An 11,115-nucleotide genomic window follows, 5' to 3' on the forward strand; every position below is an offset into this window, starting at 1 on the left:
CCGCACCTTCGGCCGTTTCGCGCCGCCGGGCGCGGGCCGGGCGGCCCGGTGCGGCCGGTTCCGGATCGTGTACCTACCGCTTGCTTGGCGGCGACGTTAGTTTAGACGGCAGTCCCGAGCCAAGGAGGCACCGGATGGCGGCTCCTGCCACCCCCGCGTCCACGCCCGCCACGGGCGTCGTCGCCACCGGCGGCGCGTCCGGCCCCGGCCCCGGCGCCGCGAGCGCCCGCGCCTTGGCCGGGTCCGGCCGCCGGGTCGCGGCCTGGGACCGCACAGGCCCGTCCGAAAGCGCGCCGGGTCGCCGCGTCACCGCCGTGGACCACTGACGGGAGGCCACCATGCAGATCGACCTGCTCGACGGCGAGATGTACGCGACCGACCCGTGGAGCGTCTACGCGCGGCTCCGCGCCGAAGCGCCCGTCTACCACGACGAGGCGAACCGCCTGTGGGGCGTGTCCCGGCACGCCGACGTGTTCGCGATCGAGCGCGACCCGAAGCTGTGGATCAGCTCCCGCGGATACCGGCCGCAGCTGCAGTCCGACCCGTCCATGATCGGGATGGACGACCCGGAGCACATGCACCGCCGCCGCATGGTCTACCAGCGCTTCACCCCGCGTGGCGTGTCCCGGTATGCGGAGAAGGTCCGCGCCACCACCGTCGACTGCATCACCACCGCGCTCGACGCCGGCACCGTGGACGCGATCCCGGCGCTCGCCGCGCCGCTGCCCGCCCGCGTCATCGGCTGGCTGCTCGGCTTCCCCGAGGAGGAGTGGCCGCAGCTCGTCCACTGGTCGGCGACCGCCGTGGTCTCGGGCGGCGGCGAGCGCTACGTCACCGAGGAGTCGATGAACGCGGTCGGCGAGTTCGCGCTCGCCGTCCTCGACATGGCCAAGGAGCGCCGCGCCCGGCCGTCGGAGGACCTGCTGTCGGTATGGTCGAACGCGGCGCCCGACCAGCCGCGCTACGACGACGAGCACCTCGCCCACGAGGCCCTGCTCCTTCTCGTCGGCGGCGCCGAGACGACCCGGACGGTCATCGCCACCGCCCTCGACGCCCTCATCCGGCACCCGGAGGAATGGCGGAAACTGCGCGACGACCCGTCCCTGATTCCGGACGCCGTCGAAGAATTCGTCCGCTGGACGACCCCGATCCTCAACATGTGCCGCGTCGCCGCCCGCGACACCGAGGTGGCCGGAGTGGCCATTCCGGCCGGCGGCCAGGTACTGCTGATGTACGGGTCCGCCAATCGCGACGAGGCCGTGTTCGACGCCCCGGACGTCCTCGACGTGACCCGCCGGCCGGGCGACCACATCGCCTTCGGCCTCGGCCCCCACTTCTGCCTCGGCGCGTCCCTGGCCCGCCTCGAACTGCGCATTTTCTTCGAGGAGTTCATCGCCCGCGTGGACACCGCCGAATGGGCCGATTCCGAAGGCCCCCGCATGCTCCGCAACTCGTTCGTCCGCGGCGTCACCGAATTCCCGGTGACCCTCACGCCCCGGTGACCCTCAGGCCTCTCTGACGGGGGTGCTCCAGCCGCTCTCGAGGTGCTCGAAGATCTCCCGCAGCGCGGCGCGCGGGTCGGGCGCTTCGCCGGCCAGCTCCGGGACTTCCAGGACGTAGCGGGCCAGAGCCCGGTCCGCCGGGGCGGGTTCGGCGCGGCCGGCCTCCGCCGCCAGCAGCCCGGCGAGCGGGCCCTCCGCGCGCAGCCAGAGCAGGCGCTGGTAGCGCCGCAGTTCCGGGGTGCCCATGACCAGGTCGCGGCGCCGCCGCAGGCCGGGAGGCAGGTCGCGGGCGAACGGGCCGCGCTCGGCCAGGTAGCCGTGCAGGGCCTGAAGCGCGGTCCGGCCGGCGGGCCGCTCCCGGACGGCGGCCAGGATCGCCTCCCGGCGCTCGGTGCCGTCGTCGAAGATCAGCGCCTGCTTCCCGTCCGGCACGTGCTTGAACAGCGTGGCGATCGACACGTCCGCCTCGTCGGCGATCCGGGTGACGGTCACGCCGTCGTAGCCGTGCTCCAGGAAGAGCCGCAGCGCTGCGTCGGCCAGCGCCTGCCGGGTCGCGGCCTTCCTGCGTTCGCGCCGTCCCTGGTCCGTCGGTGCCATGGGCTCATCCTACGACGCCGCTGGAATTACTATGAACTCATAGTCGTTATGGTTTCATAGTCGTTCTACTGAATCGGGGAGGCGTTCGCCATGACCACCGCTCACCACTCCATCGCGATCATCGGGGCCGGCCTCGGCGGCCTCACGCTGGCGCGCGTCCTGCGGGTGCACGGCATCGAGGCGGCCGTGTTCGACCTGGAGGCCGGCCGGGACGCCCGCACCCAGGGCGGCATGCTCGACATCCACGAGGACTCCGGGCAGGCCGCGCTGCGCGCCGCCGGCCTCCACGAACGGTTCCGGGCGATCGTCCATCCGGGCGGGCAGGCGATGCGCGTCGCCAACAGGGACGGCACCATCGCCCTGCAGGAGGAGGACGACGGGACCGGGGGCCGCCCGGAGGTCGACCGCGGTCAACTGCGCGACCTGCTGCTGGACCCGCTCCCCGCCGGCACCGTCCGGTGGGGCGCCAAGGCGACCGGTGCCCGGCCGCTGGGCGACGGCCGCCACGAGGTGACCTTCGCCGACGGCGCCACGATCACCACCGGCCTGCTGGTCGGCGCGGACGGCGCCTGGTCCAGGATCCGTCCGCTGCTGTCCCCGGCGCGGCCCGCCTACACCGGCATCTCCTTCGTCGAACTCGACCTGCCGGACGCCGACGCCCGCCATCCCGGCGGCGCCGCCCTGATCGGCCGCGGCTTCTTCCTGGCCCTGGACGGCGAGCGCGGCATCCTCGCCCACCGCGAGACCGACGGCGGCCTGCACGTCTACACCGCCTTCCGGACCGGCGAGGACTGGCTCGACGGCATCGACTTCACCGACACCGCCGCCGCCAAGGCCGCCGTCCTCGCCCGCTTCACCGGGTGGGACGCCGCGTTCCGGACGCTGATCGACGAGGCCGACGGCGCGCCGGTGCCGCGCCGCATCCACGCGCTGCCCGTCGGCCACCGCTGGGACCGGGTCCCCGGCGTGACGCTCCTCGGGGACGCCGCGCACCTGATGTCGCCGTTCGCCGGCGAGGGCGCCAACCTCGCCATGCTCGACGGCGCCGAACTCGGCCAGGCCATCGCCGCCCACCCCGGCGACATCGAGGCCGCCCTCGCGGCCTACGAGAAGGCGCTCTTCCCGCGCAGCGAAGCCTCGGCCTCCGAATCGGCCGCCTCCCTGGACCTGATGTTCGGCCCCGACCCCGTCACCCGCCTGGTCGACCGGTTCACCGCGCATCAGCGGAACTGAACCGCCCGGACGTCCCCTCAGCGGACGACGCGGAAGCGCAGATGCGTCGCCGCGGGGGACTCGATGACACGGAGGCGCTCGAGATTCACCGCCGCGCCGCCCGGGTCGTCGAAGAGCCGGACGCCGTCGCCGAGCATGACGGGGGCGACGGACACGAAGACCTCGTCGAGCAGGCCGGCGGCGATGCACTGCGCGGCGACCTGCGCGCCGAGGACGCCGACGTCGCGGTCGCCGGCGGCCGCCCTCGCCGCCGCAGCACCGCTCTCCAGGTCGCCGACGAAGGTGACGCCGGGGACGGAGGCGTCCGGCGGGCTGTGGGTGAGCACGAACTGCGGCCCGTCCCACCCGCCGCCGTACGGCTCGCCTTCCTGCTCGGTGCCCTTGTGCGGATCATCGCCGCCGAAGGTGCGCCTTCCCACCAGAAGCGCGCCCGTCCGCCTCATGACCTCGTCCACGGCCGGATCCGGGCCGAGGTAGTCCGCCATCCACGACATGTCGCCACCCGGACCTGCGATGAACCCGTCCAGCGACATCATGCATTGGTACTGAAGTTCGCCCACGCTGTGCCTCCATCGATCGGTCGACCCCTGGTTGAGACCATGCGCCGCCCGGAAACTCATCGCGCCGCCATTCCCTCCAGGGAATCGCATCGCCGCAGCTTACGCCGCACACTGCTGCACATGAACGAACAACTCGAACCCAACGAATGGGCCGACCGCTACATCGCGCAATGGACCGAACCCGACCCGGGGACGCGCCGGGCTCTCATCCGGGAACTGTGGGCGCCCGACGGTGTCCAGGTCCTGGTGAACCCGCCCCAGGAGATCCGCGAAGCCGCCGGCAACCTGGCCTTTCCCATTCCGCCGCTGGAGGTCCGCGGACACGACGCCCTGAACGCCAGGGTTTCTCGCGCCTACGACATGTTCATCGCTCCCGGGGAGCGCACTTTCAAGGCCGCCGAAAAGGCCACCGTCCTTATGCCCAACGTGCTCGCCGTCCGCTGGTCGACGGTCTCGGTCAGCACGGGCGAGGCCGTCGGCGGCGGCCTGGACGTCATCGCCCTGGACGACGAGGGCCGTATCCGCACCGACCACCAGTTCATCGGGACGAACTGACCGCGGGACCGTTTCCTGTGGTGGCCGGGGCGGGGTAGAACGGGGGGATGACGACGGCCATGGCGCGGCTGGTGCCCGTGCGGTTCAGCTGGGATCGGGACGACCGGCATCGCGGGCTCCGCGTGCTGGCGGTGCTCGGGCTGGCGGCGGGGGCCGCGATGGCGGTGTTCGGGCTGCCGCCGATCGCGTTGCACAGCCCGCTCCGGCTGGTGGGCATGGTGTGCCCGCTGTGCGGCGGGACCCGCGCGGTGCAGGCGCTGATGCGCGGGGACGCCGCCACCGCGTGGGAGTACAACCCGCTCGCGTTCGTGGTGGTGCCGGGGGCGGTCCTGGTGCTGGTCAGGTGGGCCGTCGGGCTCGCCGCCGGACGGTGGGTGAACGTGCGGGCGCCGCGTCCGGCCGTGGTGTGGGCGCTGGCCGTCCTCGCCGTGGCGGGGCTGTGGGCGTACCAGGCGTCGCACTCGGAGATGCTGCGCCACGGCGACGGCGACTTCCGCCACCAGGTGATGGGCATGGGGCTGGCGGTGGCCATCGCGGCCGCCCTCGCGGCGGTCCAGATGCTCGTCGTGCTGCCGGCCGTGCGCCGGTTCGGGCGCGGCGCCCGCCCGGCTCGTCCGGTCCCTCCGGCGGAAGGGTGGAGGGAACCGGACGAGCCCCGGGCGGGCGGGCCGGCGCGGACCTAGGCGACGTCGAGTTCCCGGCGGCGCTCGGCCCACTGCAGCGAGTGCCGGATGGCGTCCCCGATGGTGTACTCCGGCTTCCAGCGCAGCAGTTCCCACGCCTTGGCCGGGTTCACGAACGCGCCGACGACGTCGCCGGGGCGGGCCGGGGCCTCCTCCGCGACGAACGCCTCGCCGACGACCTCGCGGAACGCGTCCACCAGTTCCCGGACGGTGGTGCCGTCGCCGGTGCCGAGGTTGATCACCTCGTAGCCGGAGCCCTCCCCGGCGGGGCGCAGCGGCGGGACGATCGAGTCGAACCGGTCCGCCGCCTCGCAGAACGCGCGGGCGATGTCCCAGACGTGGATGTAGTCGCGGATCGCGGTGCCGTCGCGGGTGTCCCAGTCCACTCCGGTGATCTTGAACGGGACGCCCAGCTCGTACGACTCGATCATCTTGCCGAGCGCGTGCGTCGGCTTGCTGCTCTGCAGGCCGGTGCGCAGCCGCGGGTCGGCGCCGATCGGGTTGAGGTAGCGCAGCGAGACGACCCGCAGCGAGGTGGCGCGGCAGACGTCCTCGAGCATCAGCTCGGCCATCATCTTCGAGCGGGTGTAGGGGTTCTGCGGCTCCAGCGCCGAGGTCTCCGACACCGACAGGTCCGCCTCCGGCCGGTACATCCCCGCGGTCGAGGCGAAGATCATCCGGTCCCGGCCGTTGCGGACGAGGTGCTCGGCGAAGTCGCGGGTCCGCCCCAGGTTGACCCGGTAGTAGCGCAGCGGGTCCCGCATCGAGTCGGGCACCACGATCAGCGCGGCGCAGTGCACCGCGACGGTGATCTCCGGATGCTCCCGGAAGATCGCGTCGACGAGGTCCCCGTCCCCGATGTCGCCCTGGTAGAAGATCTTCCCGTCGGTGAACTCCTGCCGGCCGGTGATGAGGCTGTCGAGCACCACCGGCGTGATCCCGCGTTCGGCGAACGCCGACGCGATCGTGCTGCCGATGAAGCCGGCTCCCCCTGTGATCAGGACTTTCATATGGCATCCCCTGCGCCGGTGCGTCCCTGCTCGGTCACGGACAGGATCGGCACACGGTCGCGGCCGGTCAACGGACCGCGCTCCAGGTTGTCCGGGTCCGGACGGCGGTGAACCCGCGGCCGGACCGGGGCGTCCGCGCACGGTTCTCCTGCGCGCGCCCGCCACCTGCGAAGATCCCCGGACGGGCGCGCGGGACGGGTTCCGTGCCCGGTGCCCCGGCCGCCGCGGCCTGTCCGAAACGACTACAGCGTTTGCAGGATCCGGATCGCGTCCGCACCGGTCATGGTCGGTGGATGCAACCGATCCGGGTCCTGATCGTGGACGACCACGCGCTGTTCGCCGAGGCGCTCGCCGCCCGGCTCGGCCGCGAGCCCGACCTGGTGATCCTGCCGATCGCCGCGGACGTGCGGCACGCGCTGGCCCTCGTCGGCACCGAGCGCCCGCAGGTGGTCGTGCTCGACATGACGCTGGGCGCCGAGAGCGGCCTGGACGTCCTGGACCGCGTCCGCGAGGACCACCCGGACGTGCGGGTGGTGGTGCTCACGGCGATGAGCGACCTGGACACCCTGGTGCAGGCGGTGCGGCGCGGCGCGGTCGGCTGGCTGTCGAAGACCGAGGGCGCCGACCTGGTCGCGCGGGTGATCCGGTCGGCGGCGCGGCAGGGCGGCTGGCTCCCGCCGGAGGTGCTGGGCGAGGTGCTGCGCCGGCTCGTCGCGGGCGAGGCGCGCGACGCGGGCGGCACCCGGCTGCTGGCGGACCTGACGCCCCGCGAACGCGAGGTGCTGCAGTGCATGGTCGACGGCCTGGGCCGCGCGGAGATCGCCGACCGGCTCGGGCTGTCGGCGAACACCGTCCGCACGCACACCCAGAACCTGCTGGCGAAGCTCGACCTGCACTCGGCGCTGGAGGCGATCACGCTCGCCATGCGCGCCGGCATGCGCCCGGGCTCCAGCGACTAGCCGTCCGGCGCGGAGTCGCGGCGGGTCGCCGTCATGCGCGGCCGGACGGCGGCGGCCCGCCGCGGGTCAGCGGGCCAACTCTGGTGCAAACGGCGTAGTGGGGGGTCGTCGTTTGGGCGATTCGGGAGGCTACGGGCCTTCCTACGCTCGGCCCTACCGATGCAGCAGGCCGGAGGGGAGACCAGTGGAGATCGATGAGGTCGCGGCGCGGGTGGCCCGGAGCTACTGGGCGCTCCTGCTGGTCATGACGGTCGTCCCGCTGGTCCTGGTGGGCGGCCTGATGAGCCGGCAGGACCCGCCCGCCGTCGCCAAGACGCGGTTGCAGGCGACCGCGAAGGCGGCGGACGCGGCGGCGGGCGACGCCGGCGTCAGCACCGTGGTCAGCCAGGTGAAGGCGTTCGCGACCGGCGAGAACCTGCTCACCGGCGTCACGGGGCAGCTGCACCTGCACCGGTCGACCAGCGGGCTCGCCAAGAACATCTCGGTCGCCGGGCTCGGCACCTCCACGGTGGTGGAGCTGTCGGTGAAGGACAAGGACCCGCAGGCCGCGCGGAGGATGACCGACGCGATCGGCGCGGCCGTCGTGAAGGAGATCAACGACTCCAACCAGGGCGCGATCAACCAGCAGCTCGCCGGCATCGACAAGCGGGTGCGCGAACTGGAGAAGAAGCTCGGGCCGCTGTCGCGGCGGGCCGGCGCGCAGCCGAACCCCGACATCGGCGCCGCGAACGAGCGCGAGCGGGTGCAGGCGGAGCTGACCGACCTGCGGTCGAACCGCTCGGACCTGCAGGCGCAGCTGCTGGCCGCCGGGAACGCCTCGGTGGTGCAGCCGGCGGTGCTGGCGCCCAAGAGCAACCCGGCGGTCATGATGGCGGCGGTCGCGGGCCTGGTCGGGCTGGTCGCCGGGATCCTGATCGCGGTGCTGACGGAGATGGCGCGTCCCACGATCCCGGGGCAGCGCCGGGTCGCGCGGCGGCTCGGCGTCCCGCTGCTCGGGTGGGCGGACCGGGGGCCGGCGGAGCTCGCCGACCTCGGCCGGCGGGTCCGGCTCGCCGCCCGCAAGGAGGAGGTCGGGAACGTCACGCTGGTCGGCGCGCCCGGCCCGCTGCCCGCCGACCTGGTGTCGTCGGTGGCGTCGGCGGTGTACGGGGACCGGACGAAGGTCGTCGGGTCGCGGCCCGTGCGGCAGCGGCCGGGCGACGGCGGAGGCACCGCCACCGGCGCGTCCGCCGGGAAGCCCAAGGACGGCGCGCCGAAGGACGGCGAGCCGGAGAAGGACGGGCCCGAGGACGGGTCCGCCGGCGGGGCGGCCGACGGCCCGCCGCTGAACAGCTCCGGTCCCGGCACCGGCAGGAGCACGTCGGTGGTCCGCGCCGGGGGCGGCACCGCCGTGATGACGAAGAAGTCCGGCGCGGCGGTGTCCCCGACGGACGTCACCCAGCCGGTTCCGGTGCCCGTGCGCGGGGTCTGCCACGTGCACGCGTTCGAGGACATCGATCCGGGATCGGACGACGAGGTCGGGGTGGTCGTGGTGGTCGGGCCGGTGACGCGGGTGTCGGGCCTGGAGACGGTCCGCGACCTGGTCGCCGCGTCCGGCTGGCCGCTCCTCGGCGTCATCGCCACGTCCCGCAAGATCAAGGGGTAGCTGATGGCTCAGTCCACCGTTCCGTTCACGATTCCGTCGCTGTCCGACGAGGTGTCGGACGCCGTGGTGAAGGTCCTCGACTCGGGGTGGATCACCACGGGGCCGCAGACCGCCGCGTTCGAGCAGGAGTTCGCCGACCACCTGGGCGCCGCGCACGTCGTCGCGGTCGCCTCGTGCACGACCGCGCTGGAGCTGTGCCTGCGCGCGCTGGAGCTGCCGCCGGGGTCGGCGGTGCTGACGCCTAGCCTGACGTTCTGCGGTGCGATCAACGCGATCCTGCACGCGGGGCACCGGCCGGTGCTCGTCGACATCGACGCGGACACGCTGGTGCCGAGCCCGGAGACGGTGGCCGCGGCGGCCGCGCGGGTGAGGCCGGCCGCGATGATCGTGCAGAACCAGGGCGGTTACCCGGTGGACGTGGCGGCGCTGGCGGAGGCGGCCGGGCTGGACCGGACGCGCATCGTCGAGGACGCGGCGCACGGGCCGGGCGCGGCGCGCGGCGGGAAGCCCGTCGGGTCGGAGTCGTTCGCGGCGTGCTTCTCCTTCTACGCCACCAAGAACATGCCGATCGGCGAGGGCGGCGCCATCGCGACGAGCGACGAGCGGCTTCAGGAGCGGGTCCGCGCGATGCGGCTGCACGGGATGAGCAAGGACTCCTGGAAGCGGTACCTGCCGGGCGGGAGCTGGCGGTACGACGTGAAGCAGATCGGCCTCAAGGCGAACATGACGGACGTGCAGGCGTCGATCGGGCGGGCGCAGCTCGCCGCGCTGCCGGAGTGGCAGCGCCGCCGCGCGGAGATCGTCGCCGCCTACGACGAGGCGTTCCGCGGCCTGCCCGGCCTGACGCTGCCGCAGCGGGACCTGGACGGGATCCAGCACGCCTGGCATCTCTACCAGGTCCGGGTCCCGGACCGGGACGCGGTCAGCTCGGAGCTGGAGGCGGCGGGCGTGTCGACGTCCGTGCACTTCATCCCCGCGAACCAGATGACCTCCTACCGGGACATCCTGGGCGCCGACGAGTGCGCGCGGGTGCCGGTGACCGACCGGGTCGGCGAGGAGCTGCTGTCCCTTCCGCTGTATCCCGGGCTGACGGCCGACGGGCAGGACCGCGTCATCGCCGCGCTCACCGAGGCACTGCGGGCCCGGAGCTGACCGTGCGATGGTTCCCGCCGCACCTGCCCCGGCTCGCCCGCCGCACCGCGTCCGCCCCGCCCCCGGCCGTCCCGGTCAGCCCGCTCGCGCTGCTGATGGGACGGGACGAGGTCGCGCTGGCCGGGCTGCGCGGGCGGCGGCTCGTCCGGGGCCGGCGGGTGCTGGTCACCGGCGCCTGCGGGACGGTCGGGTCGGCGCTGTGCCGGCAGGTCGGCCGGCTGGAGCCGGCGGCGCTGTGCCTGGTCGACAAGGACGCGGGCGGGCTCGCGCGGCTGGCCGGGGAGCTCGCCGCGGAGGCCGGCGGGGTCCGGGTCGCGGTCGCCGAGGCGGACGTGCGCGACGGCGCCCGCGTCGACCGGGTCGTCCGGGACGCCCGGCCCGAGCTGCTGTTCCACACCGCCGGGCAGAACGAGTTGGCGAAGGTGGAGCAGGACCCGTGCCGGGGCGTCGCCGACAACGTGGTCGGAACCCGGCACGTGGTCGACAGCGCCGTCCGGCACGACGTGCAGCGGCTGGTGTTCGTCTCCTCCGACAAGGCCGCCGACCCGACCTCGGTGCTCGGGGCGACGATGCGGCTCGGCGAGCTGCTGCTGCAGACCGCGACGGGCGGCCCGACGTGCTTCGCGGCGGTCCGCGTCGGCAACGTCATCGGCGAGGCCGGGGCGCTGCTCAGCCTGCTCGCGCACCGCATCTCCTCCGGCGAGGTCGTCACGATCACCCATCCGGAGGTGGCGCGGCACTTCATGACGGTGGCGGAGGCGGCGGGCCTGCTGATCGAGGCGGCGGCGCTGGCGGAGGAGGCGGAGACGTTCGTGCTCGACATGGGCCGTCCCGTCCCCGTCGTCGAGCTGGTGCACCGGTACGCCGAGCAGCTGCGGCTGCCGGAGGTGACGATCCGGTTCAGCGGGCTCGGGCCCGGCGAGAAGCTCGCGGAGAAGGCGTTCGCCGACTCCGAGCGGCGGATCCGCACCGCGCACCCGAAGATCTGGGCGACCCGGCCGGCGCCGCCGCCGGCCGGGCTGCCGCAGCTGCTGGACGAGCTGGCGGCGGCGGCCGGGGCCGGCGACGACGGCCGGGTCCGGATGCTGCTGCGCCGGCTGCTGCCGGAGTACCACCCGGTGCGGCGCCCGCTCCCGGCCGGGGACCCGCCGCCGCCCGGTCCGTCTTGTCTGTGTGACGCGGGGTGCAGCCCCGATCCTCCCGGCCTGTGAGGTGCGCG

At 74.0% G+C, this 11,115-nt stretch carries 12 protein-coding genes; 9 read left to right on the forward strand and 3 right to left on the reverse strand.

What is annotated here, in order from left to right; genetic code table 11:
• Positions 1 to 134: 134 nt before the first annotated feature.
• The gene (locus tag ACA514_RS43180) at positions 135 to 326 is read left to right on the forward strand and encodes a hypothetical protein (RefSeq protein WP_375047274.1); all 192 of its coding nucleotides are present in this window, start codon (positions 135 to 137) and stop codon (positions 324 to 326) included.
• A 12-nt stretch (positions 327 to 338) separates the two neighbouring features.
• Positions 339 to 1,502, forward strand: a complete 1,164-nt coding sequence (locus tag ACA514_RS43185) for a cytochrome P450 (RefSeq protein ID WP_375047275.1) — start codon at positions 339 to 341, stop codon at positions 1,500 to 1,502.
• Positions 1,503 to 1,505: 3 nt separating this feature from the next.
• Here ACA514_RS43185 and ACA514_RS43190 read toward each other — a convergent pair whose 3' ends face one another.
• The gene (locus ACA514_RS43190; RefSeq protein WP_375047276.1) at positions 1,506 to 2,099 is read right to left on the reverse strand and encodes a TetR/AcrR family transcriptional regulator; all 594 of its coding nucleotides are present in this window, start codon (positions 2,097 to 2,099) and stop codon (positions 1,506 to 1,508) included.
• Between the two features lie 90 nt (positions 2,100 to 2,189).
• Between ACA514_RS43190 and ACA514_RS43195 the strand changes: the two genes are divergently transcribed.
• Positions 2,190 to 3,332, forward strand: coding sequence for an FAD-dependent oxidoreductase (locus ACA514_RS43195; RefSeq protein ID WP_375047277.1), 1,143 nt, complete (start codon positions 2,190 to 2,192; stop codon positions 3,330 to 3,332).
• A gap of 17 nt (positions 3,333 to 3,349) precedes the next feature.
• Here the strand turns inward: ACA514_RS43195 and ACA514_RS43200 are convergent, their stop codons facing one another.
• Positions 3,350 to 3,892: a dihydrofolate reductase family protein gene (locus tag ACA514_RS43200; protein ID WP_375047278.1), complete on the reverse strand. Its 543-nt coding sequence runs from the start codon at positions 3,890 to 3,892 to the stop codon at positions 3,350 to 3,352.
• A gap of 120 nt (positions 3,893 to 4,012) precedes the next feature.
• Here ACA514_RS43200 and ACA514_RS43205 point away from each other — a divergent pair, with 120 nt between their 5' ends.
• The gene (locus tag ACA514_RS43205) at positions 4,013 to 4,447 is read left to right on the forward strand and encodes a hypothetical protein (protein WP_375047279.1); all 435 of its coding nucleotides are present in this window, start codon (positions 4,013 to 4,015) and stop codon (positions 4,445 to 4,447) included.
• 47 nt (positions 4,448 to 4,494) lie between these two features.
• On the forward strand, positions 4,495 to 5,130 hold the full coding sequence (locus ACA514_RS43210; RefSeq protein ID WP_375047280.1) for a DUF2752 domain-containing protein: 636 nt from the start codon (positions 4,495 to 4,497) through the stop codon (positions 5,128 to 5,130).
• Here ACA514_RS43210 and galE read toward each other — a convergent pair.
• Positions 5,127 to 6,140, reverse strand: coding sequence for a UDP-glucose 4-epimerase GalE (gene galE, locus ACA514_RS43215; protein ID WP_375047281.1), 1,014 nt, complete (start codon positions 6,138 to 6,140; stop codon positions 5,127 to 5,129). The two genes, ACA514_RS43210 and galE, sit on opposite strands and share 4 nt — an antisense overlap.
• A 293-nt stretch (positions 6,141 to 6,433) precedes the next feature.
• Between galE and ACA514_RS43220 the strand changes: the two genes are divergently transcribed.
• From ACA514_RS43220 to ACA514_RS43235, 4 genes are all read left to right on the forward strand, one after another.
• A complete protein-coding gene (locus tag ACA514_RS43220) occupies positions 6,434 to 7,099 on the forward strand; it encodes a response regulator (protein ID WP_375047282.1) in 666 nt (221 codons plus the stop codon).
• Positions 7,100 to 7,283: 184 nt separating this feature from the next.
• The gene (locus ACA514_RS43225; RefSeq protein WP_375047283.1) at positions 7,284 to 8,744 is read left to right on the forward strand and encodes a hypothetical protein; all 1,461 of its coding nucleotides are present in this window, start codon (positions 7,284 to 7,286) and stop codon (positions 8,742 to 8,744) included.
• A gap of 3 nt (positions 8,745 to 8,747) precedes the next feature.
• Positions 8,748 to 9,896 carry a DegT/DnrJ/EryC1/StrS family aminotransferase gene (locus tag ACA514_RS43230; protein WP_375047284.1) on the forward strand — a complete coding sequence of 383 codons (1,149 nt, stop codon included), beginning with the start codon at positions 8,748 to 8,750 and terminating at the stop codon, positions 9,894 to 9,896.
• A 2-nt stretch (positions 9,897 to 9,898) separates the two neighbouring features.
• Positions 9,899 to 11,107 (forward strand): SDR family NAD(P)-dependent oxidoreductase, encoded by a 1,209-nt coding sequence (locus ACA514_RS43235; RefSeq protein WP_375047285.1) that lies wholly within the window; start codon positions 9,899 to 9,901, stop codon positions 11,105 to 11,107.
• Positions 11,108 to 11,115 lie beyond the last annotated feature (8 nt).

Origin of the sequence: Actinomadura sp. NTSP31, from assembly GCF_041951385.1 — a bacterium.
GTDB lineage: Bacteria > Actinomycetota > Actinomycetes > Streptosporangiales > Streptosporangiaceae > Spirillospora > Spirillospora napierensis.

What these genes read in the sequence shown, in the direction of transcription:
- galE (WP_375047281.1), bottom strand. Translation starts at nt 6,140, where the DNA reads ATGAAAGTCCTGATCACAGGGGGAGCCGGCTTCATCGGCAGCACGATC.
- ACA514_RS43185 (WP_375047275.1), top strand. Translation starts at nt 339, where the DNA reads ATGCAGATCGACCTGCTCGACGGCGAGATGTACGCGACCGACCCGTGG.
- ACA514_RS43230 (WP_375047284.1), top strand. Translation starts at nt 8,748, where the DNA reads ATGGCTCAGTCCACCGTTCCGTTCACGATTCCGTCGCTGTCCGACGAG.
- ACA514_RS43180 (WP_375047274.1), top strand. Translation starts at nt 135, where the DNA reads ATGGCGGCTCCTGCCACCCCCGCGTCCACGCCCGCCACGGGCGTCGTC.
- ACA514_RS43220 (WP_375047282.1), top strand. Translation starts at nt 6,434, where the DNA reads ATGCAACCGATCCGGGTCCTGATCGTGGACGACCACGCGCTGTTCGCC.
- ACA514_RS43190 (WP_375047276.1), bottom strand. Translation starts at nt 2,099, where the DNA reads ATGGCACCGACGGACCAGGGACGGCGCGAACGCAGGAAGGCCGCGACC.
- ACA514_RS43195 (WP_375047277.1), top strand. Translation starts at nt 2,190, where the DNA reads ATGACCACCGCTCACCACTCCATCGCGATCATCGGGGCCGGCCTCGGC.
- ACA514_RS43210 (WP_375047280.1), top strand. Translation starts at nt 4,495, where the DNA reads ATGACGACGGCCATGGCGCGGCTGGTGCCCGTGCGGTTCAGCTGGGAT.
- ACA514_RS43205 (WP_375047279.1), top strand. Translation starts at nt 4,013, where the DNA reads ATGAACGAACAACTCGAACCCAACGAATGGGCCGACCGCTACATCGCG.